The sequence below is a fragment of the Xenorhabdus siamensis genome (genome assembly GCF_037996745.1).
In the GTDB taxonomy this organism is placed as follows: Bacteria; Pseudomonadota; Gammaproteobacteria; order Enterobacterales; family Enterobacteriaceae; genus Xenorhabdus; species Xenorhabdus indica.
The window spans coordinates 40,650-64,289 of sequence record NZ_JBBMXE010000009.1; the positions used below are offsets into that span (position 1 = coordinate 40,650).

Sequence of the window (23,640 nt, forward strand, 5' to 3'; positions counted from 1 at the left end):
CACAACGTTGGTGTGTGGCAGGTTATCAGTGGCTTCGGATAAAAGTATATGTTTGCCTGTCCGCCACCACTATACGACAAAATATATTGGTAGGTGATGTGTAATAGCAGGAAATGAGGGATCTGTGAGAAAAAACTGAAAGGAAATTTGCGCCCTGATTAACTTAGGACGCAATGCTATTTTAACTGGTTTTAGCCAGTGTTTTATCTGCTGAATATGAGAAAAAGAACTTAAGAATAAGATTCAGCAAGATACCATAAGCGGGCAGGAAAAAGAGCATGCAAATAAACAACTTAAATGCGTAATCTATTAATGCAATCTCTACCCAATGTGTTGCCATAAATGCATCGGTGCTGCGATAGAACGCAATAAAGAAAAATGCCAGTGTATCAAGCATATTACCGAAAAACATGGCGGCAGCCGGTGCTATCCACCACTGTTGTTTTTGACGCAGCCGGTTGAAAACCCCAACATCCAATATCTGACCAAGAACATAAGCCATAAAACTTGCTGCTGCGATACGGGCAACAAACAGGTTAAACGTTCCTAAAGCTGAAAATCCCTGCCATGTCCCCTGAAAAAACAGCGCGGAGATAAAGTAGGAGATCAGCAAGGCCGGAAGCATGACAGTCATAATAATTCGGCGTGCTAAGGGAGCACCATAAATACGCACTGTTAAATCTGTTGCCAGAAAAATAAAGGGAAATGTAAATGCTCCCCAAGTGGTATGAAAACCGAAAATAGAGACTGGCAACTGTACTAGATAATTACTGGAAGTAATGATCAGAATATGAAAAAGAGAAAGCCAGATTAACACCGATGTTTTCTGCTGAATGACTACCTGCTGCGTAGTTAATTGGAACATATTGTACCTTTTTACTGAATGGGGTGAGGGAACCCAGAAACCAATTTTCCCTAAATAATCAGGAGGAACAGATCATACGCTGGCTGAACAACAAAAGCAAAATGCAGCGATTGGCGATATTATGTAATATAATCCGTCGCCATAGATAATGAATTCACAGAGATTGTTATGTCCGATTTTTTTGCCAACCCTGATAAAACCCTTGATACACAGGGGTTGCGTTGCCCAGAGCCGGTAATGATGGTACGAAAGACTGTCCGTCATATGGATGCAGGGCAGACGTTATTAATCATTGCTGATGATCCGGCGACTACTCGCGATATTCCTGGTTTCTGCCGTTTTATGGAACATACGCTGATTGCTCAGGAGACGGCGGAAACACCATATAGATATCTAATCAAAAAAAATGAAAATATTGCATGATGAACTGGTAGAAAAATAAACCCGTGCTAAGCTTATTAGTGTGGGACTTGGGAATGTTTATCACCTCACTAAGTGCCATATTTCCTTTTGTCTTAATAGCAATCTTGATGTAACTGTAGTGTTATTTTGAAAAGGTGTTTCCTCCGCACCTTTTCAGTTTGTTTTCTTCACTATTTTTTATGAGTTGTTAACTATTTTATAAACTACAACCTTTTAAATAACATGGAGTGAATTTAAAAAAATCATAAAGGATATCAGTGAAATTAATTTCCCATATCTCTAGCAATACTTGAAAGATATAATAATCGGTTGAAACAACATTAATAACTTTCCTTCTAAGTTGATGATCTTTATAACACCATCAGAATTTTCAATTTATATCCCCCGCTCATATTATGAGCGGGGGATTCTTTTTCTAAATTAAGTCTTATTACTATTGATGGGATTTAATGATGTTATGGGATTTAATTCATCTCTGGGATTTAATTCGCAGCAACCGAATAGCATTTGCTGTCACCAATGCTGTAGCACCTGAATCCGCTAATACCGCCATCCATAATCCCGTGATCCCTAATAGACTGGTGACCAGGAATATCGCCTTCAAACCTAATGCAATAGTGATATTCTGACGGATATTGTAGTGTGTTGCCCGCGACAGAGTGATAATTTCTGTCAAACCCGTTAACCGATTGTGTGTCAGTGCAGCATCGGCTGTTTCCAGAGCAACGTCAGTACCACTGCCCATCGCTACCCCAATACTGGATGCTTTCATAGCAGGAGCATCGTTGATGCCATCACCGACCATCATTGTGTTGTGCTTTTCATTGAGTCGCATTACCGCTCTGACTTTGTCTTCCGGCAGTAGTCCTGCACGATAATCAATACCTAATTGACTCGCAATCGCCGCTGCCGCACGAGGGTTATCACCGGTCAACATCACAGCATTAACACCTTGTTGCTTCAGAGACTGAATAGCTTCAATAGCATCCTGACGTAAGGTATCCTGCATAGCAATCAGACCAATAAATTGCTCATCTTTTACCACGGCAACTGTTGTTTTTCCGCTATCTTCCAGTTCAATCACTCGCTGTTTCCATTTTGGGGATAAAGTATTTTCAGGGAGTCGTTCTGGTGCCGAGACCAATATTTTTTGCCCTGATAATTGTCCTGCAACCCCGATACCTGCCAGTGCCTTACGATTTTCTGCTTCAATAACAATGACGCTTTTACTTTCTGCCTCGTTAAGAATGGCTTTGGCTAATGGGTGATGGGAACCACTTTCTACGGCACCTGCCATAGCCAGTAATGTTTCCACACTCATATTTTCTACGGGTTCAATATCTGTGACCTGAGGTTTCCCCTCAGTCAGCGTGCCTGTCTTATCCAGTGCAATAGTGGTGACTCTACCGAGTTGCTCTAACGCAGCACCGCCTTTAATGAGTGCTCCACGTCGGGTTGCGGCTGCGAGTGCAGAAGTAATGGCTGCGGGGGTTGAGATAACCAGTGCACAGGGGCAACCAATCAACAACAGAGTCAGACCGCGATAAATCCAGATATCCCATGGTTCAGCAAAAAACATCGGAGGTATTATCATGACCAGCGCAGCGAGCAAAATAATCAACGGCATATAAATACGGCTGAATTTATCAATGAAACGTTCAATCGGTGCCCGGCGTTCTTCTGCCTCCTCAATCAGTTGCAGAATACGGTCGATGGCATTGTGTCCGGGTTCAGACATGACTTTCATTTGCACCGCGCTATCAACAGAAAGAGACCCTGCTGCGACTTTTTCTCCTTGCTTACGTTCAACAGGAATAGACTCACCTGTCAGAGCACTCTCATCGAAACTGGCGAACGAGTTCAGGAGCTCAGCATCAGTGGGCAAACGGGCGCCAGGAGCAATTTCGATGATATCGCCTGGACGTAACGCGGCGGCAGGAACAGTTTTCTTTTCGCCATTTGTTACGAGTAATGCCTGCTCAGGCACTAATTCCATCAAGGCACTGACACCACGGCGGGCACGACCTGCGGCATAGGATTCTAGAATTTCTCCTAGCTTGAACAGCAAGATTACCATTGCAGCTTCTGAAGTAGCATCAATGAATAGTGCACCAATAGCCGCCACGCTCATCAATGATTCAATAGCAAAGGGGGTTCCGGATCGAAACAATTTGATGGCTTTGGTTGCAATGGGGTATAACCCAATCAACACCGTTATAATGAAAGCAATCTGCCCGGCGGGTGCGCTGATTTTCGCAATGCCTGCGCTGATCATCATTAATGCAGCAAGAGTGAGGATTGGGGAAAATGTTTTCCAGAAGCTCGTCGCTGGTGGGAGCTTAGAAGTTGAGTCAGTTTCTTTGATGGCGAAACCGGCTTGTTTAACCGCTTGGACAACAGCAGCACGAATATCGGAATCAGCATCGACGACCAGCTTTTCTGTTGTGAACAGCACCTTGACCTGTTTGGCTTCAGGAATTTTTTTCACGGCATTTTCAATTTTTCCTGCGCAGCTTGGGCAGTCCATGCCATGGATAACCCAGTTGAAACGCTGGCTGGCAGAACCTTGAAGGACTCTCTTTGGTGTGGAGATAGAGCCACTTTGTAATTGTTTATACTTTTTTAAAATAGAGAACATAATGGCCTCTCAATGATGTTGATTCAGGTTGATTACCATTAACTCTACACTTTGGAGTTGACTCCAGAGTCAAACCTAAAGAGAAATTTTTTTGATGAATTGTGCTATCTGACATTGAGAGGAATGGTTGGAGTAGCCGGAAAAAATTATCCATTCTCTCCTTTTCTGTGAACAGTTGGGGCTAACATTTCGCTCACCAAAGGTGAGCGAAGTAAATAATATCTCAGTACAGAATTAAACAATTAGTGAACGAATAATCAAAAAATGCCCAATAAAACGACAGGTTGCCACGATTGCTTTTGATAATTTAAAAGGGAAACGATATTGGTCAATAATACTAATGCTATGTGCAAAGAGAAGTAAAATGGCTCCGGCCACGGCGGAGAAACGACTTGCATTGCCGAGTGCAAAATATTGTTCTCCCGCAACCCAAACCATGATGAGTACCATGATCCAGGTATCCAACACCCGCCAACGTAAGGTATCGAGACGTTTCCAGACAATAAGCATGACCACGATACCGACAACCAGCAAGATCAATGGCAATGGAAAGAAGAAACTGAACTCCATATGTAAGGCAAAGCTGATTGTATAAAGCAAATAACTCAGGAACAGCGCGACAAATGAGAATAGTAAATACTTACTGGGGAGCATTCGGAGTGAATCAGAAAGTAAAGAAACGATAAGACCGGCAATAATGAAATAGCCTGTTGCTTCGAGATTTGGTGCCTGAAATGCCCATAATAGTAGAAGTAACATCGTAACAGGGTAAAACACCCATTGTTGCCATCTGACGCCCCGATAGGCTGCATCAATGTATAACCATCCAGAGAAAAACACCGCAAGAAATGGCCAACTCATATTTTTCCTTTCCTTAAATGTTCAATGCCTGTTTTATCAGGCATTGCTGTTTATGATGGGGTGAAGAGAGAGTCCCAATTTTAATTCGATATTAACGATAAGATAACGTTTTATTATCAAAAATACAGAAGGTCAATGAATAATCGTCTTGCGTGGTTAGCAGAAAAATACAGGCAGGATGGTACTGATATCAGCATTGATGCCCTTTATCTTTCAAGCTGCCTCTTTATTGATAGCGATGCACCTGAAATCTATAGGGCATAAAATATAATTTGTTATTTTTTCTTCAGACGCATTTTTTTCTGCCAGGCCAATAATTCAAATACGCCAAAAAAGAAGATCTTAGTTTGTAACAGGCCGGAAAGTTTTTGGTCTTTAGGCTGGGAATGTTTTAACAATAGCAGTTGGAAAGCATGCATGACCACCGTAAAAACCATAGCGATATCCATAAAATATTTCAACGGCTTAGGGAAAGGGTGAATCAGATTGAGGATCATGATACCCCAAACACAAACCATAATTGCTCTTCCTAATTGAATAAACATTATTGACTCCAGAATCGTATTAAATAGGTCAAGCCGAAATTTACTCACGGCGGATATATAATCGGTATGCAACCTGCCCGGCAATCTTTTCCCGATGTAAGCGCCAGTTTGTAGGAACTTCTGTCGCGGCAGATTCAGATTCTGCTTCGACATAAACCCAACTTTCCTTAGCCAGCCATCCGTTAGTTTCCAGTAACTTGATGGTTTCCGTCAGCATTCCTTTGCGGAAGGGAGGATCAAGGAATACGACATCAAAGGGCGTGCCAGATTGATTGAGATATTGCAGCGTATTGCCTTGCACAACATTGCCGTTTTCTGCTTTCAATAAAGCTAAATTGTTTGACAGTTGTTTTGCCACGTTGCGATCGTACTCAATTAAAGTCGCGTTGTTTGCATAGCGCGATAAAGCTTCAAATCCAAGGGCCCCACTGCCAGAAAAACAATCCAAACAGCGAGCTCCTTGAATGACTGGCATCAACCAGTTAAACAATGTCTCGCGGACACGATCTGTGGTCGGACGTAACCCCTCACTGTCTGGAACAGGTAATTTTCTTCCGCGCCATTTCCCGCCAATAATGCGGATTTGTCCCAAAGGTGTGCGCTGTGATTTTTTAGTCATAGTTTACATAAATTAAATATTTATCATCGCCGTGAAGCAACTTCCCGGCTATTGGGTATAGCCGGCAGATACAAAAAACGAAAATCAAGAAACCCATTGATTAATTTACCACGAAATCCTCAATAGAATATGTGTTGTGGTCTGATGAAAATGTTAGACTGGATTTTATCACCATTAGAACCTATCTCAGTAGGCGTAATTGTTAAAATATAAAGCGTTTATTGGGCTGGGTTCTTGGCTTATCCCTATATGAATTCATGATCTGATAAAAGGTAAAGTAATCAGCTTAATGGGATAGGTTGTTACAACGCCATAATTAACCGCGAGGAGTGTAGTGGCCGATGGCAAAAGAGCAAAAAAAAGGTTTCTTCTCTTGGTTCGGACTTGGTCGTCAGGAAAAGAAACAACAAGAAGAACAAATTGAAAAAGAAAAGCGAGTAGCGGAAGAGGCGGAACAGCAGCGTCTGGCAGAAGAAGCAGCTCGTCAGGCAGCGGAAGAGGCGGAACAGCAGCGTCTGGCAGAAGAAGCGGCCCGTCAAGCAGCAGAAAAGGCAGAGCAACAACGTCTGGCAGAAGAAGCAGCCCGTCAGGCAGCGGAAGAGGCAGAGCAACAGCGTCTGGCAGAAGAAGCGCCCCATCAAGTTGAAGAATCTGCTTCTTTACTTAAAGAGCAAGAACGCCCGACCAAAGAAGGCTTCTTTGCCCGTCTGAGACGGAGTCTGGTAAAAACTCGCCAGAATTTGGGAGCCGGATTTTTCGGATTATTCCGTGGCAAAAAAATTGATGATGATCTGTTTGAAGAACTGGAAGAACAGTTATTGATTGCGGATGTTGGTGTTGAAACAACTCGTAAAATTATCAACAGTTTGACTAGTCATGCCAGCCGTAAAGAACTGAAAGATGCGGAAGCGTTATATACAAAACTGAAAGAAGAAATGTCCGGTATTCTGGCAAAAGTTGATAAGCCGCTGGAAATTGAAAGCAAATCGCCTTATGTCATTTTGATGGTTGGCGTGAATGGCGTTGGTAAAACGACGACAATTGGTAAATTGGCGCGCCAATATCAATCTCAGGGGAAATCCGTCATGCTGGCTGCGGGGGATACTTTCCGTGCTGCGGCGGTAGAACAATTGCAGGTTTGGGGGGAACGCAACAAGATCCCGGTGGTTGCCCAACATACTGGTGCGGATCCTGCGTCTGTTATTTTTGATGCCATTCAATCTGCTAAGGCCAAAGGTGTTGATGTTCTGATTGCGGATACCGCAGGACGCCTACAGAACAAATCTCACTTGATGGAAGAACTGAAAAAAATCGTACGGGTAATGAAAAAACTGGACGAAGAGGCACCACATGAAATTATGCTAACTTTGGATGCCAGCACAGGCCAAAATGCAGTCAGCCAAGCTAAACTATTCCATGAGGCGGTTGGGTTGACCGGTATTTCGCTAACCAAATTGGATGGTACAGCAAAAGGTGGTGTTATTTTCGCTATTGCTGACCAATTTGAAATTCCGATCCGTTATATCGGTGTTGGGGAAGGCATTGAAGATCTCCGTCCATTTAAGGCTGACGATTTTATAGAGGCTCTTTTTAGCCGGGAGGATTAACTATCAATGATTCGCTTTGAACAGGTCAGTAAAGCTTATCTGGGAGGGCGGCAGGCGCTGCAAGGGGTGAATTTTCACCTGCTTCCAGGAGAAATGGCATTTTTAACCGGTCATTCAGGAGCGGGTAAGAGTACGCTTTTGAAACTTATCTGTGGTATCGAGCGCCCAAGTGCAGGTTATATCTGGTTTGGGGGGCATGATATCAGCCGACTGAAATCCCGTGAGATCCCATTCCTGCGTCGTCAGATCGGTATGATTTTTCAGGATCACCATCTGTTATTGGATCGTACCGTATACGAAAATATTGCAATGCCACTGATTATCTCTGGAGCCAGTGCTGAAGATATTCGCCGGCGGGTATCGGCGGCGCTGGATAAGGTTGGCTTGTTGGACAAAGCGAAAAACTTTCCCATTCAACTCTCTGGAGGAGAACAACAGCGCGTTGGCATTGCCCGCGCTGTTGTAAATAAACCGACTGTCTTGCTGGCGGATGAACCGACGGGAAATCTGGATGGTGAACTATCTGAGGGCATTATGCGCCTGTTTGAAGAGTTTAACCGAGTCGGTGTGACGGTTCTTATGGCAACGCATGATACAGCTCTTATTGAGCGAAGAAATTACCGTATCCTGACCCTGAATCAGGGACGTATGCAAGGGGGGCATTATGGTTAAGCCTGTCCGTCATTCTGCGAAAAGAACAACGACTTCCAAAGCCCGTTCCAAGTCATTAAAAGGGGGGTGGCGTGTACAATCACGTTATGCGTGGAAAAGCACCCTGTCGGATATGTTACGCCAGCCACTGGCAACATTGTTGACCATCATGGTTATTGCTATCTCCCTGACATTGCCAAGTGTGTTTTACATTGTCTGGAAAAATGTTAATCAGGCTGTAGAGCAATGGTATCCCGTGCCACAGCTTACGGTTTATCTTGATAAATCGCTGAATGATGTCAATTCCAATCAATTGATTGGCGAGCTGAAAGCCATGGACGGTGTGAAATCGGTAAATTATTTATCCCGTGAAGAAGCTGTGAATGAATTTCGTGCCTGGTCTGGATTTGCTGGCGCATTAGATATGCTGGAAGAAAATCCGTTGCCCGCGGTAGCGATTGTCTCCCCTAAACTGGACTTTCAAAACTCACAAGCATTAACAACACTGCGTGACCGTGTGGCACAGTTAAAAGGCATTGAAGAAGTCAGAATGGATGATAGTTGGTTTGACCGCCTTACGGCTCTGGCTAACCTCATTGGCCGAATTGCTGCGGTGATAGGTATTCTGATGGTAGTTGCCTTGCTATTGGTCATTGGTAATAGCGTTCGTTTAAGCATCTTTAGCCGTCGTGAAACCATTAATGTGATGAAACTGATTGGGGCAACCGATGGGTTTATTTTGCGTCCGTTCCTCAATGGTGGGGCATTGTTGGGAGTTCTGGGAGCAATTTCTTCATTACTTCTTTCATATTTGCTGGTTTGGAAACTTTCCAGCATCGTCACAGAAGTGGCCAGTGTTTTTGGTACAACCTTCAGGTTGCATGGACTGAGCTGGGATGAATCACTATTACTGATACTGATTTCAGGTATGATTGGTTGGATTGCTGCATGGTTTGCGACTATCCAGCACTTACGTCGTTTCAGGCCAGAATAGGGCTATTTTATTGGACATTAGATGAACTTTTAGGCTTAATTAAGGTCGAAGAAACTGTTACTGATTTGTGTGCGTTTTCATACAATGCGGGCAATTTGAATATGATTTCCACGATGGTAGAATAGACACATCTTTGGCTTGAATAAATCTTATTGATTGCTTCGTGTGAGTTCAAAAAAACATCAATTTGGTTCTTAGTTTGAGAGAATTTGAATGACAAAAGAAATGCAAACTTTAGCATTAGTTCCACAAGGTAGTTTGGAAGGATACATCCGTGCTTCCAACGCTTATCCCATGCTCTCCGCAGAGGAAGAGAAGGAACTGGCGGAAAGGCTGCATTACCAGGGAGATCTGGATGCAGCAAAACAGCTGATTCTGTCTCATTTGCGCTTCGTTGTTCATGTCGCTCGCAGTTATGCTGGTTATGGTTTACCGCAAGCGGATTTAATTCAGGAAGGTAATATCGGCCTGATGAAAGCGGTTCGTCGATTTAATCCAGAAGTGGGCGTGCGTCTGGTGTCTTTTGCTGTTCATTGGATTAAGGCAGAAATCCATGAATATGTATTGCGTAATTGGCGTATTGTGAAAGTCGCAACAACAAAAGCGCAGCGTAAGTTATTCTTCAATTTGCGTAAGGCTAAACAACGTTTGGGCTGGTTCAATCAGGATGAAGTTGAGTTAGTTGCCAAAGAATTAGGAGTGACTAGTAAGGACGTTCTGGAGATGGAATCTCGTATGTCAGCGCAGGATATGGCATTTGACATGTCGTCGGATGATGACAGTCATGACAACCAACCCGCTCCAGTGCTGTTTTTACAGGATAAGGCTTCTGATTTTGCGGATGGTATTGAAGAAGATAATTGGGAAAACCATGCTGCGGATAAACTTTCTGTAGCAATGGAAAAGCTGGATGAGCGTAGTCAGGACATTATCCGTTCCCGTTGGTTGGATGATGACAATAAATCTACTTTGCAAGAACTGGCTGATAAATACGGTGTATCCGCTGAACGGGTACGTCAATTAGAAAAGAATGCCATGAAAAAATTACGAATGGCAATTGAAGCCTAATGTAATTAACAATTGGCTGAGCATGAAGGTTTTTTCATGCTGAATACATACGCTAGTAGATTAAAAGGCGATAATTTATTTATCGCTTTTTTTATGCACACTATTTATGTTTGAAATTACTGCTTTATGAAACGCTGGCGGGTCTCACCATTGCTTTTGCCTCAACCTTAATCTTTGGTGTATTTGGTTTTACTGGCTAAATTTTTGTCATCCGGGTACATAGGAGAGAGAAAATTGTTATGAAAATTGTGATTGCACCGGATTCATTTAAAGAAAGCTTAAGTGCCTTACAAGTAGCAGAAGCGATAGAGCAGGGATTTAGAGAAATTCTTCCGCAGGCTGATTATATCAAGCTACCGATGGCCGATGGCGGAGAAGGTACAGTAGAATCGCTGGTGGCTGCGACAGGAGGGAAACGTATCACATGTGCCGTTACTGATCCTTTGGGGAGAACTATTGAGGCTTTTTGGGGGTTGCTGGGCGATGGAAAAACCGCAGTTATAGAAATGGCAGCCGCTTCAGGTTTGCACTTAGTGCCGTTGGAACAACGCAATCCTTTGATAACGACAACATATGGTACTGGAGAGCTGATCTTGGCTGCGTTGGCGCACGGAGCACAAAATCTAATTTTAGGTATCGGTGGCAGTGCCACCAATGATGGTGGTGCAGGAATGATGCAAGCACTTGGGGCAAATTTATGGGATGGGGATAACCGCATTCTGCCATTTGGTGGAGCAGCATTAACACGGTTGGAAAGCATCGATCTTTCGGGTCTTGATCCCCGCCTCAAGCAACTGAAAATTACTGTAGCTTGTGATGTAAATAATCCATTATGCGGTGAGTCTGGAGCATCTGCGGTGTTTGGCCCACAAAAAGGAGCAACAGCAGAAATGGTTAAGATACTGGATTCAGCCTTATTTCATTACGGAATGAAAATTGAAGCGGCAACAGGCAGAAATGTGATCGATGCTGAAGGGGCAGGCGCTGCGGGAGGCATGGGCGCTTCTTTACTGGGTTGTCTGGGCGCAAAATTACAATCAGGTGTTGAGATTGTGATCGAGACTCTGAAGTTGGAAAAGATGATTCAGGGTGCAGATTTGGTGATTACTGGTGAAGGTCGTATGGATAGCCAGACCATATATGGCAAAACGCCTATTGGCGTTGCACGTATCGCCAAGAAGTTCGGTATTCCTGTTATTGCTTTAGTGGGAGGAATGAGTAAAGACTACCATATAGTACATCAATACGGTTTGGATGCTGTATTTTCTATTATCCCCGAAGTTTGTACTCTTGCTGATGCTCTGACTAATAGTGTTGATAATCTACAGGTATTGGCACGTAACATTGCGACGGTTTGGAATATGGCTGGTATAGATAAGAAAGTAGATGGCCATTGAAGAATGGATAAATACTTGAGAGGAGTCAGAAGCCCCCATATTTTGGGGTTTGGCTCAAGCTTAATGGCAGGCTTCTGACAGGGGGGATTATTTTGACCCATTTAACAACCATTTTTCCCTATAATTGTTTCAGCCATGGGAATGTATTGAGTATCGAGTTTATTAACAGAACCTTCCTTATTCTCCTCTTCAAAGCAGTCTTCAAAGAACCATGAAATACGGGTCTCCAACTTCTTACTAATGGCAACCAAATGAGTGACATTAATTCGATTGGTTCCCCTTTCATAACGTGAAAGTTGTTGCTGACTAATGCCAATTTGTTTAGCTAATGCCGTTGCTGTGATACCCAACTCTTTCCTTTTAGTTTGAATACGTTGTCCGATTAATAGGTTTGCATCTTCCATATCTTATCCTTTTATTTTAAAATCAGTAAGTTATGGCGTTATCAAGGATAATTGCCCTAGAGCTTCAAAATGGCTTAAATTTACTTCGCCATTGTGCGTAACATAGGCCATACCTTGACGGGTTTAATACCATTCACGGTACGCCCTATTGTTACACCTGATCCGCCGTTTTGTTTTCCGACATAAGCCTTGTTTTTTTTAATGAAATAACCTTTCTTATTAACGTCTTGTAAAAAACAGAACCTTTACTGGGGCAAGGTGTACTCTTCCATGATGCAAACCTCATTCTCTATTTTGTTGTAACCTTGCATCTTGCAACTACTTTCCCCCCGCAATTGAGTAAAACAGCAAGCTGTTCTCTTCATATGAGGAATAATGAATAGGTCTTTAAACGTTAAGATTGTTATTTATTTTTATTTAATATATTGAATATAAAGTAATTTTTTTAGTTAAATTACTAAAATTATCAATAAATTATTTTTTTATAGAAAATCACCATTATTTTGTATATAAAATGTTTCGTTTTTGAGTTAAATTTTATTAATTTTGGTTAAGTAAACAGATTTTAATCTTTCATGGTATTACTATTGCCATATAATCTATTTTCTATTAGAAAATATTACTTATAGAAACTTTTCCTACTGAATAATTTTTGTCTTTCAAGAAAGTAACAACTCACGCGCATTTTTGAATGTTGAGAGGTAGCTTGTTTTTTTGCCTGGAATGCTATAGCGTTTTTTATTTTTCAGTATAAAAACAATTAGATATTAATTTTTACATAAAAAGTATATCTTTTATCAAATTTTACGTGTTTATTTTGTGATCTCTATTTTCAGAAAATTCGTTTACTTAGCGATTTTGCTATTGGACAGATTAAAGGAAACCAAAATATCCTGATTTTAATCTCTTTATTTAACAATTTGTTATTGCTATAAACAGGTTTTTTTGTGAAGTTATGTGATAATTATCAGTTTTTGCATATTATTCTGGATAATAGATAATCCTTATCTATTTTCATTTGTTTTTTTCAGTTTGCAGTACATGATGATTGTCTGAGGGAATATTTTGTAATAATAAATTAAATTTTTTATCTAAAGATAGAGTTTCTTAATTTCTTTCATATCTGCAATGATTTAAAAAACTGAAAAAGTGTTTATAACTGTTCACCCTTTAGCATAAAACAGAAATATTAGGTTATAACAAAGTGAGGAGTTTTATCGGTAATTAGTTAATAATAAAGGAGTTATGGTTTTCTTGGTAGGTTTAGTGTTTTTCAAACTCTCTGGTTTGTCTGGTTAATGTAATAGCCAGATAAACCAAAGAATATAAATGCAGTGCGTCAACTTCATGAAGAATTGTTATAGTTGTGACATTATATTAATAAAATTATCAATATTAAATAATAGATTTAATATCTTCATTGAATGACTTTACTCTGGTTTTTTGAAAAAATGTTGAAATAAAAATAAGAAATCTTCTAGAAAAATAGTGCTCAATTTTGAAACTGAATTTGTCACTATAATATATTGTGTTATGGGGAAATTTCCATAATTTTGAAGTTTTATGCTAGTTTTATTTAAAATAGACTACTTGATATCTTGATATCTTGATATTTAAATTATTATATTGCATCATCATTTTTAATGAGTATATTATAATATCGAAAAAACCTTGTTATATTGTGATTGTTATGAGTGTAAATATCTTTCCCAAGATTTTTTATTGGAGTATAAGTAATATAATTAGATCTTCAGAGGATAGAATATTTTTAAAGAAAAATTATTTAATTAAATCATATTATGGTAATCGAAAATCAGTAAAAAGATAAAAATATTAATTATTTAAGTTAGTTATATTAGTCGTCTGATCTTAAATTAATCAATATTAAGTAAGCTTAAAGATATATTTGGTAATAATAATTAAATTTATTTTAATAATATCATTTTTGACAAAAATTTGGTGTTGATTAGGAATATTATTTATTTTTCTATTGGACGATAATTTTGAACGTGGAAGATCAATTTTTTACTCTGATGCTGTCTAATCTAGACTATTAGTTTTTCATTTCAGCAGCAAAAAAATTAGTATCGATATCGGTATTTTTTAGAATACTATAAAACAGAGAGAAAACTATTGTAATTATTACGAATTAATATTACTTAGTATATTATTAATACGAACAGTCATTGGTTTTGTCTCTAAACTTTTGTCATCTATAAAATAGATTTAAGTTAATGAATTAATTTAAGGGAAAGAAATGAGAATTAGAAAAACTTCGTATGTTGATCGTGTTTATCTCCAAATTAAAAACAAAATTACTAATAATGAGTTTAAACCAAATGAACAACTATATGTTTCTAAATTAACTGATCAATTAAATGTTAGTTCTACTCCAATTAGAGAGGCGCTGAATAGACTTTTGCATGAACAATTTGTCATTAAAGGTAATAATAGAGGGTTCTATACACGAAGCTTGGACTATAAAGAGCAATTAGAATTGGTTACTTTACGCGAAATATTCTTGTTATCTATAATTAAATTATATTTAAACAAAACATCTCAAGAAAATTTAAACGATTTTTCAAAAAAAATTGAGGTTTTGATAAGCAAAGAAACCAATTGTAATGATGAAAAAATAAAAAATGTTGACAGTGAATTTACTATCTTAATACTCAATGCTATAAATAATAATGAACTAAGTAGATTGTATATTAATTGTATAGAAAGAAGTAGTTATCTATGGCATACTTTCATAAAACAAAATGCAGTATATTTCCTAGATATGTACAAGGAATTATTATTTTATATAAAAAAACGGGATTTATCGAATAGCGAAGGAATTATAATGGAGATTTTTGATAAATTAAAGAATAGTAAACATATAGAGTTGTTGTGTTTGGTTAGTGATTAAATGTTTTTCAATCAAACATAATAAAAAATATATAGAGAGAATGAGACAATAATGTCTCACCCTATTTTATACATGAATAACAGGTTTTCTTCCTATATAGTAAACTAAAAAGGTATGAAGATATCGGATGATCTGTTTCTTTCCGTTTCAAACCTAAAATCCTGTAGAGAATATTCTTTATCAGCTAATTGAATAGCTTTCTCAACACTCATAATAAGAGGCAGATTAAATATTTCTGTTATTTTAAATAGACGTTCTTTTATTGTTCCACTAATAATATAATAGGGAATTTCTAATTCATCTAGAGTTTTTAATAACATACTGTCACAATAATCTCTAAAGTTTTTATTCATTGGACGATGACCATCTTTTTTTAATGGAAGCTCGTTCTTTAAATGGATGAATACATCGAATGTACTTTTCACATGTTGTTTGAAAGCATGTCCATACTGATTAGTAACCTGTTCAAAAAATATCATTTCTGGAGAAAGACTTGATCTGGGAACTGGATCCAGATGTCCTTCTTGGTTGGGATTCATCCCATACTTAACACGGGCAGCAGCATAAATCCATTCTTGTAACGATGAACCATCAGAGACGAAATTATCTTTTAGTAGTGCTTCATGTATTGCCCTACTGGTGTGCCTTCTCATAGCTAATTGCAGAAATTCAGCAGGAGTACATTGTGCCAATCGTTTTCCGGGAACAGCATAAGGCATTATTTCACGGATTGTTTTTGCTAGGGTACGAGGATAACCAGTTAAGTGAGCTAACGCCATAACTGTTCTTGTTTTACCGGATGAATAAGTTCCTGAGATAGCTAATTTCATACCATATTTCCTATTCTATATTAGAAGAAGTTGGTAATTTATGTCCTAATGAACACTTTAACTTTATTCCTGAAAAATTCCCTTCAATATCTACATATCTCCAATATTCACCTCTAACTTTTAGTTTATAAGTAGAAGTAATACGTGTTGTAGCATCATAATTGGATTGGAAATCTCTAGTAGGTGTTGGAGCTTCGATTTTGGTTCTCAACATCCACAGTGTTTCACTATCTTTTCTATTAATATGATCAAGTTCATACATTAATACTTGAGCTAACTGTAGATTAACAACAAAACAGTCAACATAAGTGGCAGAAGGTTGGTAGTGACCATCAATTCCATTTACTGAATGACAAAATTCAGGAATATTTAATTTCACTTTTGCTGAAGCTATGTGGTTTTCACTATCGTAACTTATATTTTGGAGAGATTGTCCACGGAATTTAAAAATATCCCCATAATAACGTGAATTACTAGGCTCAAGAATATCTGCTGGAGATGTATAGAAGCCATTTTTACAAATAATCTCTGCTACAGGATGTTCTATCTCACAACGTGCTTCCATTTTTCCTATTTGACAATCAAAAATGGAAATCATGGTAACATCATGTGGAGTTCCAAGTGATTTTAGCTGAAATATTATCAAGATCTTCTTGTGGAGTTGTTCCTGATTTCAACTTTAAACTTTTCAACCACATTTTTTTACAATTAAAGGAGTCGAATTGAAAACTATGTTTCAAGAAAATTTCACAGAATTGAGTACTTAAGATTAGTGTATCAATACTACTGAGATGTGGAGGTAAGTTCGTATTTTTTTTCTTAGACCAGTCTAATGGATATTCGACTGATAAGAGTGAAATTAATTTTGGATAGCCATCTTCTGAATGATTAAATTGTATATCAATATTCTTGATATTATATACAACACGTCGGTATCCCATGCCAAAAAAACGTGTTTTACTATCACCTAAATAATCATCAATTGAATGACATAGAAATTTTGAATTCATGGCTATTTCTCTTTTTAATATAAATGATGTGGGTTTAGTTAATTATTTTAATTAGATATTATCGCTTTCTATAGTATTTATATATGCATTAATAATATCTTGCACATTTCTTATGTCTGAAAAATAATAATCATTACCAAACGGTTCAACCTTTAATCTTTCATTTAACTCCATAATTAAACGGGCAATCATAAGTGATGTAAAAGCTAAATCGTCGATCAGATTTGAACTCTCATCTATTAAAATATTATTATAATCATCTCTAATGTTAGCTTGATTAAAAATAAATTTTACTTCTTTTATTATTATTTCTTTAACTAGATTTAACTCTTTTAACATGATATTCCTCCATCAACAACAATATTTTGACCTGTGATAAATGCAGCTTCATCTGAACAAATAAACAATGCTACTTTACTAATTTCTTCAATTTTTGATAAGCGACCAATAGGTGTTCTTTTCAATATCTGTTTACGTCTGTTTTCAGAAAGGTAAGACACCATCTCACTATCAAAAAAACCTGGTACTAGAGAGTTAATTCTTATATTAGCAGGGCCAAATTCACGCGCTAAGCTACGAGTCATACCATCAAGAGCGGCTTTGGTTGCTGAATATAATGATACACCTTTATGACCCTTTATTGCATTTATAGAAGAAACATTGAGAATAACCCCTGTATTCCTCTTTAGCATGCTCTTACTACATTCTCTTGTCAGTATTATGGGTGCTAGTATGTTTGTATTAAGTAAAGAAATAATCTCATTGTCTGAAGAAAAAATTAATAACCCTTCAGTTAGTTTTGCAATATTATTTATCAAAATATCGATATGACCAAATTTTGATTTTGCATTATTGACAAATGATTTTATTTTACTCAAATCATTAACATCAACAGATTCCCAATAGAAAAAATTAGCATCAGACAATTGTTTTTGAGTTATAAACTCATTTGAATGACGGCTAAAAGTAGCAACACGATAACCTTTATCAAGAAAGGCTGATGCCATTGTAGCTCCAAGTCCTTTGCTGCCACCGCTGATGACTACAGTTTTAGGTAGTAGCATTCTTATGCTCCTTTATTTTCAGTGAAGAACGCATTTTTTTAAATCGACTAGAATAGTGGGGTGTTATTGAAACCTCATAAGTCATTGGAATTTTAAATTCTTCAAGAAAGTTCTTGCAGTGAACATATAATCGAGATCTTCAATCATCATAATTTTCAGGTTTACTCAAATGTACAATAGCTTTAATTCCCATTCCTGTAATTGTGTTTGGAAATCCTATTACTGTTGCATCAGCTATATTGTTAGCTTGCAAAAGGATATTCTCTACCTCATGCGGATAAACTTTTTCACCTCCAACATTAATAATCTCTGATCTTCTTCCTAATATCTTTACATAATCTCCATCAACTTCAACAACGTCTTCAGTATTGAAGTATCCCTCTTCATCAAAAGGTGATTGAGCATTTAAATATCCTAACATAGCATAGTCTGATTTTATCCACAGAATGTTAGATAGGACTTTGTATTTAAATCCATTATTGCCAAGTTTAATCCATAATTCATTATTATTTTTAGATTTAGTTTGTAAAATGCCTACTTCAGATAGACCATATGTTTGCTTTAACTTAACGTTTGGTAATTTTTCGCTAATCCTTTTTAAAGTAACAGGAGGCATTGGTTCCGTGCCATAAGTAATTAATTTAAGGCTTGATGTATTTGTTTTTTCAATAACTCTTGATATAAGAACCATATTTAAAAAGGTAGGGGTAGTGGGCAATACTTCTACAGCCCATTTTTCTATGGCATTGAATACACTTTCAGGTGTACGTAGTAGAGGAATAATTAATGTTCCCCCATGACTAATGGTATGTAATAGAGTATTAATACCACCAATATGGTCTACGGAAAGAAATGAAAGTATTCTTCTGGGAATTTTTCTTTCTAAATGCTTATCGATTAATTTATTGAAGTCTAATACAGACGCCTTTGGTTGCCCAGTAGTGCCTGAACTAAAAAGCACTAAACCAGAATGTTTTACATCATATATTTTTTTATATAATTCATGTTCAGAAATACGACCAGTATCATTTAGTTCATAATCGTTATTACTAACTTTAATTCTTACTTCAACTTGAGAAACTTCCAAATATTCACTGAGTTTTATTTCTGGAATGTCGCCAATTGGAACGATAACATTATTGTTATTAACAAGTGCCAGAATAATAGCAAAAGTTTTTGGAGAAAACTCTCCTTCTACAGATACAATCGCTCCCTCAGGGAGACCAATGTCTTTTAAGTAATTTATAACTTCAATAGTATCAGAATATAACTCTGAGTAAAAATATCGGTTATTCTTAAAAATAATTGCTTCAGTTTTATTAAATGTATTGCAGCGTTCGATTAGCCAATTCAAAGTCATGTCATTCCCTCCTGTTTATGAATTCTTTTTGTTATATCACTTTTATATAAAAATGTTTCTATTTTTGAAAATATATTTAAATAGATATTATTAAAAGCCATGTTAATTATATTTATTCAAATTTTTAATTTAGGGATAGATATTAATGCATTAAAATAATCAGTAATCTGCTAAGGTAAGTTATTCATTATTTTCAATAGGATAAAAACATAAATGTTCCATTTTTTTGGAATGTCTAAAGATATCTCAAATAAAATGATAATACATAATCGCGATAATTTTATGTTCACTCATAAAAAACTAATCTTATTGATTTTTACTTTTGTCATTATCATTGACATCCTTATTAAAAATATTGATAGGACGATGGAGAAATCATGATTATGTATATTCCATCAGAACGTAAATCCGTTGTACTGGCTAAATTATTATTACTTTAATGCATGATGGTTGATATTGTTGCACAAATAAATGGGAGAAATAGTGGAAGTTATCCTGTATATAATGAGCATTAGTCAATTAAAAGCAGGGGAAAATATGATAGGATGCAGAAAAATTACTGAATAATGGCTAGCCAAGTAAGAACGCTGGACATCAGCGTTCAAGTAAAATGCAGTGATTTGCATCGAATGTCTAAAGCTGAAGATAGTGAGTTCTATGGTTTCTTCAAGGAAGATGTAAGTAACGCACTACCAGTAACACAAAAGACGGCTAAAAGAAGCATCAACGCAGCTCCAACTAATAACGTAACAAAACTGGGTATCCCTGTTGCAATGAGCGGGCCGATGCTAGCACCGATGAACAGAATGAACCCATTTAAGGCCATGCCTGCGCCACGATTGGATGCTGCTATAGAACCAAACTGAGTGATCATTGCCGGGACGGCAAGAGCTATACCAGTGACGAAAATCAAGCTACTGGCGGCGATGCTGAGCAGGGATTGCGACAACATTGCTTCTAGTGCCAGACCTGATGCTGCAGTCACGTAACCAATAATCGAGATAATCGGCATGCTAAATCGGGCAGAAAGTGGTCCAACTAGTAGTGCTGCAAACATACCGGGTAGCCCAATTAAGCGTAGCAAAATAACCTTGTCTGGAGTAATGTTCAGCATCCACAAATGAGAACCCAATGCTGTGTACATGGCGACAAATGACAGTAGTAGCGTGATATGAGCACACGATAGAAGTAATACTGCTGGCCGCATGATAATTCTGCCTAATGCCACAAAGCGATGCCCCAGATGTCCATCAACAACAGCACGCGGTGGCTCTTTGACCATTGCTGCAAATAGCGGAATAGCAACTGCCAGACATCCCCCAGTCACTATAAATACCCAACCCCAATTCCATTGTAGTACTATCCAAGCGGCTAACACCTGCCCGAAGATGCCCGCTATAAGGAATGATGTGGACATAGTACCAATAGCAGTAGCACGATAGCGTATCGGTACTGCTTCGGTAAGATAGGCTAATGCTATCGGTGCAAAACTGGATGCTGCCAGACCTTGCAATATACGCAGCCCTGCTAGCCATGATAATGATGGGGCGAAGGAACATGCGAATGTGGCGATCGACAAAATAATCAATCCCACTAGCATCACTGGTCGGCGACCATACTGATCTGATATCGGTCCCCAAATGAGGAAACCACAGGCATAAGCCAGACTAAAACTTGTCGCGAGAGCAAATGTGACACTCTCTGGATTTGTTGAACCGAAATCCTGACCAACATGTGTGAGCAGAGGAATTGCCAGATAAAGCTGTGTCAGAACGAACAGGGCGATAGTAGCTAGTAAAATAACAACACTACGATTTGCGGTGTGGATCTGATCGAGTGATGCTGATTTGCTTCCTGTATCATTCAGCTTCCCTATGTTATGTGTTTGGTTACTCATGAGCTACTGTCTCCGATATTGGTATCGTTGCACCGAAAATGATGGAATGAGTTTGCCGTGTTGTATACAGTTTCCAGAACTGTTCGGCGATATCTGCCGGTTCGATTGTACTATTCTTGCCGACCCCTCCCGGTGTTCTGTTGACAAAACCATTGACAATTACTTCGCCCACATGGATGTCGTATGGTGCAAGAGTGTGAGTCAGGATTCTGGTAGCTTTGTGTTGGGCAGCTACACTGATAGCAAGCGCAGCATATCCGGTAGCAAAAATGTCGATTTTAGGATCACTGAGAGCCATGATACCGCTGGTAGTGAGTACGGACCCTTTGTGTGCTTTTAGGTCGGGTAAGCACTCCTGAACGGCGGCAATATAGCTAGTAACACGGATCTCGAAACTTTTGCTCAGATCTGAAGGTAAGGTAGACAGTAGATTGCCTTCAATGTCAAGGAAAGCGTTCCAGTGCAGGATGCCGATTGGCCCCAATGCAGAACGTACCTCTGTAACAATTAGTTTCATCTCCTCAATATCATTTAGGTTAGCGGGAAAAGCCCAAGCTTGGATGCCCTCGGCGGCAAATTCCGCCACGGCAGAGGTCAAACGTTGTGCATTACGAGCGATAAGGGCAACGGAATGTCCAGCTTTACCAAAACGCTGCGCAACGGCGTGAGAGATTCCTGGACCGTAACCACAAATTAGTATGGTATGCTTCATAATTTAAACTCCAACTAGAGCGTTGGAGTTTATTATAGTATTATTTTAGCGACGATAACAACTGATAGATGAGAAAGTATTCACAATGGCTTGGGATATCGAAGGAACAAAGCGTAAGATTTTGGAAGCTGCGGTGATAGAGTTCGCCCGATTCGGTCCTGATGGTACAACGGTCGAAAAAATTGCTAAGTTAGCTGGAGTGAATAAGGAACGTATTTATAATTATTTCGGTGACAAGCGAGCGCTATTCTCGGCCGTGCTGCGTAGAGAATTAGCTAAAGTAGCGCAAGCCGTACCTATTCTGTCTTTCGCAGCCGAAGATATTGGGGAATACGCTGGCAGGGCTTACGACTACCATTGTGAGCATCCCGAACTTAGTCGTCTAATGCGTTGGGAAGGATTGATTTTCGACGGTGAAGTTCCGGATGAGAAGCAGCGACGTGAATATTATGGTTACAAAATCCAAGCCATAGTCGATGGTCAACTTCAAGGTACAGTTACACGAACCTTAGAACCCGACCATCTGATCTTTCTGGTGTTGGCATTGGCCGGTTGGTGGTCGGCTGTCCCCCAAGTGGCACGTATGCTAACTGGTTCTGATGATCGGCAAGAGCAGGCTAGACGCAGAACCTCTGTTATTGAGGCAGCTCGTCGTTTGGCATCGTCACCATAAGTAGTGGAAACAGTATGCCTCCTCTGTCAGCATGGTTGTCACCCCGATTAACAACACTGGAGTATGTTATGCAACTTTCAGATTTAGGAAATAGAATCTGCATTATGGGGCCTTCGAATAGTGGTAAGTCTACACTTGCTAATGCAATCTCCACAAAATGTAATTTGAAAGTCATTCATTTGGATCAGCTTTTCCATTTACCAAATACAAATTGGCAGGAACGCACCGTAGAAGAATTTATCTCACTGCATGATATGGCAATAAAAGAGGAAAGTTGGATAATTGATGGGAATTATACAAGATGCCTGCCACAACGCTTATCCAGAGCAACGGGGATTATTTTATTAGATATCTCAATGCCATCAAGTTTGTTACGTTACGTAAATAGAACTCTGCTTCAAAGTAATCGTTATGGTGCTTTAGAAGGAGGTAAAGACAGTATCAAATGGAAAATGCTTAGTCATATCACTGTTGTTACACCAAAAAGCAGGAAACGCTATGCTGCAATATTTGAACAACTGACCATACCCAAGATAAGACTGAATTCCATTAAAGAGATTAAGGAACAATTTGATCAATGGGAGCTTACCCGATAGTTAAATTTATAAACTGTTATAAATCATATTTGTCTATGAATGTAAAAATAACATTCGGTATATCTTGTATCAAGAAAATATAATTCGAATAATTTGTTAATCCCTCTCGCTATTAATAATCTTAAAATCCATGATGATGTAAATTAAGTAAACTATTTTATAGTGTGATCATATCAAAACAATTACAACAATGTTTTTCGATAAATCTCCTAATACATTTTCATGGATTTTTATTAAATGTGAATAACAACCAATAACTGATTGATACGTAAATGAAAAACCAAAATAGGATAATCACCTTTGTTACTAAATTAAGAACTTTTTCTTTAACTTTTTCCTCTGTTTCAATCACTTTTTTATGACTAAGTGGTTATTCTAAAATACCATATGCCATGATGGTTATCTGAGGGAGTATATTATATGTGTAGCTCTTACCTATTTTTTGTATACTGAAAATGTAAAACGGTTGGCACCAATATCCCGATCTGGCTGTTTTAAAAATCACTGCTTAATTT

Annotated in this window: 24 protein-coding genes and 1 pseudogene; 11 read left to right on the forward strand and 14 right to left on the reverse strand. The window is 38.4% G+C overall.

The genetic code is table 11. The features are described 5' to 3' along the window. Positions 1–181 precede the first annotated feature (181 nt). On the reverse strand, positions 182–865 hold the full coding sequence (locus tag AAC852_RS09330; protein WP_340620795.1) for a 7-cyano-7-deazaguanine/7-aminomethyl-7-deazaguanine transporter: 684 nt from the start codon (positions 863–865) through the stop codon (positions 182–184). A 168-nt stretch (positions 866–1,033) separates the two neighbouring features. Here AAC852_RS09330 and tusA point away from each other — a divergent pair, with 168 nt between their 5' ends. Then, positions 1,034–1,288 carry a sulfurtransferase TusA gene (gene tusA, locus AAC852_RS09335; RefSeq protein ID WP_340620796.1) on the forward strand — a complete coding sequence of 85 codons (255 nt, stop codon included), beginning with the start codon at positions 1,034–1,036 and terminating at the stop codon, positions 1,286–1,288. A gap of 469 nt (positions 1,289–1,757) precedes the next feature. Here the strand turns inward: tusA and AAC852_RS09340 are convergent, their stop codons facing one another. Then, positions 1,758–3,926: a zinc/cadmium/mercury/lead-transporting ATPase gene (locus AAC852_RS09340; protein ID WP_340620797.1), complete on the reverse strand. Its 2,169-nt coding sequence runs from the start codon at positions 3,924–3,926 to the stop codon at positions 1,758–1,760. Positions 3,927–4,160: 234 nt separating this feature from the next. After that, positions 4,161–4,787, reverse strand: coding sequence for a lysoplasmalogenase (locus AAC852_RS09345; RefSeq protein ID WP_340620798.1), 627 nt, complete (start codon positions 4,785–4,787; stop codon positions 4,161–4,163). 135 nt (positions 4,788–4,922) lie between these two features. On the opposite strand from AAC852_RS09345, the gene AAC852_RS09350 reads away from it, so the two are divergent. After that, positions 4,923–5,051: a hypothetical protein gene (locus tag AAC852_RS09350; protein WP_340620799.1), complete on the forward strand. Its 129-nt coding sequence runs from the start codon at positions 4,923–4,925 to the stop codon at positions 5,049–5,051. A gap of 11 nt (positions 5,052–5,062) precedes the next feature. Here the strand turns inward: AAC852_RS09350 and AAC852_RS09355 are convergent, their stop codons facing one another. Together AAC852_RS09355 and rsmD are read right to left on the reverse strand one after the other, a co-directional pair. Continuing rightward, on the reverse strand, positions 5,063–5,332 hold the full coding sequence (locus tag AAC852_RS09355) for a DUF1145 family protein (RefSeq protein ID WP_047679210.1): 270 nt from the start codon (positions 5,330–5,332) through the stop codon (positions 5,063–5,065). 40 nt (positions 5,333–5,372) lie between these two features. After that, positions 5,373–5,951: a 16S rRNA (guanine(966)-N(2))-methyltransferase gene (gene rsmD / locus AAC852_RS09360; RefSeq protein WP_340620800.1), complete on the reverse strand. Its 579-nt coding sequence runs from the start codon at positions 5,949–5,951 to the stop codon at positions 5,373–5,375. 341 nt (positions 5,952–6,292) lie between these two features. Between rsmD and ftsY the strand changes: the two genes are divergently transcribed. The 5 genes from ftsY to AAC852_RS09385 all read left to right on the forward strand — a co-directional run bounded on the left by ftsY (position 6,293) and on the right by AAC852_RS09385 (position 11,668). Further along, the gene (ftsY, locus tag AAC852_RS09365) at positions 6,293–7,558 is read left to right on the forward strand and encodes a signal recognition particle-docking protein FtsY (RefSeq protein WP_340620801.1); all 1,266 of its coding nucleotides are present in this window, start codon (positions 6,293–6,295) and stop codon (positions 7,556–7,558) included. A gap of 6 nt (positions 7,559–7,564) precedes the next feature. After that, complete coding sequence (gene ftsE, locus AAC852_RS09370) at positions 7,565–8,230, forward strand: cell division ATP-binding protein FtsE (protein ID WP_038267344.1); 666 nt, start codon at positions 7,565–7,567, stop codon at positions 8,228–8,230. Further along, entirely contained in the window at positions 8,223–9,203 is a 981-nt protein-coding gene (gene ftsX / locus AAC852_RS09375; protein ID WP_340620802.1) for a permease-like cell division protein FtsX, read from the forward strand. Before ftsE ends, ftsX begins: the two co-directional genes overlap by 8 nt. 213 nt (positions 9,204–9,416) lie before the next feature. Continuing rightward, positions 9,417–10,271 carry an RNA polymerase sigma factor RpoH gene (rpoH, locus tag AAC852_RS09380; protein WP_099137134.1) on the forward strand — a complete coding sequence of 285 codons (855 nt, stop codon included), beginning with the start codon at positions 9,417–9,419 and terminating at the stop codon, positions 10,269–10,271. Between the two features lie 239 nt (positions 10,272–10,510). Continuing rightward, positions 10,511–11,668: a glycerate kinase gene (locus tag AAC852_RS09385; RefSeq protein WP_340620803.1), complete on the forward strand. Its 1,158-nt coding sequence runs from the start codon at positions 10,511–10,513 to the stop codon at positions 11,666–11,668. Positions 11,669–11,769: 101 nt separating this feature from the next. Here the strand turns inward: AAC852_RS09385 and AAC852_RS09390 are convergent, their stop codons facing one another. Then, complete coding sequence (locus tag AAC852_RS09390; protein WP_340620804.1) at positions 11,770–12,072, reverse strand: helix-turn-helix domain-containing protein; 303 nt, start codon at positions 12,070–12,072, stop codon at positions 11,770–11,772. Positions 12,073–14,329: 2,257 nt separating this feature from the next. Between AAC852_RS09390 and AAC852_RS09395 the strand changes: the two genes are divergently transcribed. Continuing rightward, complete coding sequence (locus AAC852_RS09395; RefSeq protein ID WP_340620805.1) at positions 14,330–14,983, forward strand: GntR family transcriptional regulator; 654 nt, start codon at positions 14,330–14,332, stop codon at positions 14,981–14,983. 104 nt (positions 14,984–15,087) lie between these two features. Here AAC852_RS09395 and AAC852_RS09400 read toward each other — a convergent pair whose 3' ends face one another. The 8 genes from AAC852_RS09400 to AAC852_RS09435 all read right to left on the reverse strand — a co-directional run bounded on the left by AAC852_RS09400 (position 15,088) and on the right by AAC852_RS09435 (position 21,856). Further along, on the reverse strand, positions 15,088–15,813 hold the full coding sequence (locus tag AAC852_RS09400) for an AAA family ATPase (RefSeq protein ID WP_340620806.1): 726 nt from the start codon (positions 15,811–15,813) through the stop codon (positions 15,088–15,090). Between the two features lie 10 nt (positions 15,814–15,823). Then, complete coding sequence (locus AAC852_RS09405) at positions 15,824–16,411, reverse strand: AvrD family protein (protein ID WP_340620807.1); 588 nt, start codon at positions 16,409–16,411, stop codon at positions 15,824–15,826. 7 nt (positions 16,412–16,418) lie between these two features. Next, a complete protein-coding gene (locus AAC852_RS09410; RefSeq protein WP_340620808.1) occupies positions 16,419–16,823 on the reverse strand; it encodes an AvrD family protein in 405 nt (134 codons plus the stop codon). 51 nt (positions 16,824–16,874) lie between these two features. Further along, positions 16,875–17,162 carry a phosphopantetheine-binding protein gene (locus tag AAC852_RS09415; RefSeq protein ID WP_340620809.1) on the reverse strand — a complete coding sequence of 96 codons (288 nt, stop codon included), beginning with the start codon at positions 17,160–17,162 and terminating at the stop codon, positions 16,875–16,877. Then, positions 17,156–17,887, reverse strand: a complete 732-nt coding sequence (locus AAC852_RS09420) for an SDR family NAD(P)-dependent oxidoreductase (RefSeq protein ID WP_340620810.1) — start codon at positions 17,885–17,887, stop codon at positions 17,156–17,158. The genes AAC852_RS09415 and AAC852_RS09420 overlap by 7 nt, the downstream gene beginning before the upstream one ends. 139 nt (positions 17,888–18,026) lie before the next feature. Further along, positions 18,027–19,247: a long-chain fatty acid--CoA ligase gene (locus tag AAC852_RS09425; protein ID WP_340620811.1), complete on the reverse strand. Its 1,221-nt coding sequence runs from the start codon at positions 19,245–19,247 to the stop codon at positions 18,027–18,029. Between the two features lie 655 nt (positions 19,248–19,902). Beyond that, complete coding sequence (locus AAC852_RS09430) at positions 19,903–21,144, reverse strand: MFS transporter (protein ID WP_340620812.1); 1,242 nt, start codon at positions 21,142–21,144, stop codon at positions 19,903–19,905. Next, positions 21,137–21,856, reverse strand: coding sequence for an SDR family NAD(P)-dependent oxidoreductase (locus AAC852_RS09435; protein ID WP_340620813.1), 720 nt, complete (start codon positions 21,854–21,856; stop codon positions 21,137–21,139). The genes AAC852_RS09430 and AAC852_RS09435 overlap by 8 nt, the downstream gene beginning before the upstream one ends. An 85-nt stretch (positions 21,857–21,941) precedes the next feature. Between AAC852_RS09435 and AAC852_RS09440 the strand changes: the two are divergent. From AAC852_RS09440 to AAC852_RS09450, 3 genes and pseudogenes are all read left to right on the forward strand, one after another. After that, positions 21,942–22,103: pseudogene (locus AAC852_RS09440) on the forward strand (TetR/AcrR family transcriptional regulator); the annotation flags it as partial. 9 nt (positions 22,104–22,112) lie between these two features. After that, positions 22,113–22,529: a TetR/AcrR family transcriptional regulator gene (locus AAC852_RS09445; RefSeq protein WP_231571330.1), complete on the forward strand. Its 417-nt coding sequence runs from the start codon at positions 22,113–22,115 to the stop codon at positions 22,527–22,529. Positions 22,530–22,597: 68 nt separating this feature from the next. After that, complete coding sequence (locus AAC852_RS09450) at positions 22,598–23,125, forward strand: P-loop NTPase family protein (protein WP_340620958.1); 528 nt, start codon at positions 22,598–22,600, stop codon at positions 23,123–23,125. Positions 23,126–23,640: the final 515 nt, after the last annotated feature.

Coding starts and splice junctions, on each gene's coding strand:
- rpoH (WP_099137134.1), top strand. CDS start 9,417: ATGACAAAAGAAATGCAAACTTTAGCATTAGTTCCACAAGGTAGTTTG.
- rsmD (WP_340620800.1), bottom strand. CDS start 5,951: ATGACTAAAAAATCACAGCGCACACCTTTGGGACAAATCCGCATTATT.
- tusA (WP_340620796.1), top strand. CDS start 1,034: ATGTCCGATTTTTTTGCCAACCCTGATAAAACCCTTGATACACAGGGG.
- AAC852_RS09340 (WP_340620797.1), bottom strand. CDS start 3,926: ATGTTCTCTATTTTAAAAAAGTATAAACAATTACAAAGTGGCTCTATC.
- AAC852_RS09425 (WP_340620811.1), bottom strand. CDS start 19,247: ATGACTTTGAATTGGCTAATCGAACGCTGCAATACATTTAATAAAACT.
- AAC852_RS09390 (WP_340620804.1), bottom strand. CDS start 12,072: ATGGAAGATGCAAACCTATTAATCGGACAACGTATTCAAACTAAAAGG.
- AAC852_RS09400 (WP_340620806.1), bottom strand. CDS start 15,813: ATGAAATTAGCTATCTCAGGAACTTATTCATCCGGTAAAACAAGAACA.
- AAC852_RS09395 (WP_340620805.1), top strand. CDS start 14,330: ATGAGAATTAGAAAAACTTCGTATGTTGATCGTGTTTATCTCCAAATT.
- ftsY (WP_340620801.1), top strand. CDS start 6,293: ATGGCAAAAGAGCAAAAAAAAGGTTTCTTCTCTTGGTTCGGACTTGGT.
- AAC852_RS09410 (WP_340620808.1), bottom strand. CDS start 16,823: ATGAATTCAAAATTTCTATGTCATTCAATTGATGATTATTTAGGTGAT.
- AAC852_RS09355 (WP_047679210.1), bottom strand. CDS start 5,332: ATGTTTATTCAATTAGGAAGAGCAATTATGGTTTGTGTTTGGGGTATC.
- AAC852_RS09450 (WP_340620958.1), top strand. CDS start 22,598: ATGCAACTTTCAGATTTAGGAAATAGAATCTGCATTATGGGGCCTTCG.
- AAC852_RS09435 (WP_340620813.1), bottom strand. CDS start 21,856: ATGAAGCATACCATACTAATTTGTGGTTACGGTCCAGGAATCTCTCAC.
- AAC852_RS09430 (WP_340620812.1), bottom strand. CDS start 21,144: ATGAGTAACCAAACACATAACATAGGGAAGCTGAATGATACAGGAAGC.
- AAC852_RS09345 (WP_340620798.1), bottom strand. CDS start 4,787: ATGAGTTGGCCATTTCTTGCGGTGTTTTTCTCTGGATGGTTATACATT.
- AAC852_RS09385 (WP_340620803.1), top strand. CDS start 10,511: ATGAAAATTGTGATTGCACCGGATTCATTTAAAGAAAGCTTAAGTGCC.
- AAC852_RS09330 (WP_340620795.1), bottom strand. CDS start 865: ATGTTCCAATTAACTACGCAGCAGGTAGTCATTCAGCAGAAAACATCG.
- AAC852_RS09405 (WP_340620807.1), bottom strand. CDS start 16,411: ATGATTTCCATTTTTGATTGTCAAATAGGAAAAATGGAAGCACGTTGT.
- AAC852_RS09415 (WP_340620809.1), bottom strand. CDS start 17,162: ATGTTAAAAGAGTTAAATCTAGTTAAAGAAATAATAATAAAAGAAGTA.
- AAC852_RS09350 (WP_340620799.1), top strand. CDS start 4,923: ATGAATAATCGTCTTGCGTGGTTAGCAGAAAAATACAGGCAGGATGGT.
- ftsX (WP_340620802.1), top strand. CDS start 8,223: ATGGTTAAGCCTGTCCGTCATTCTGCGAAAAGAACAACGACTTCCAAA.
- AAC852_RS09420 (WP_340620810.1), bottom strand. CDS start 17,887: ATGCTACTACCTAAAACTGTAGTCATCAGCGGTGGCAGCAAAGGACTT.
- ftsE (WP_038267344.1), top strand. CDS start 7,565: ATGATTCGCTTTGAACAGGTCAGTAAAGCTTATCTGGGAGGGCGGCAG.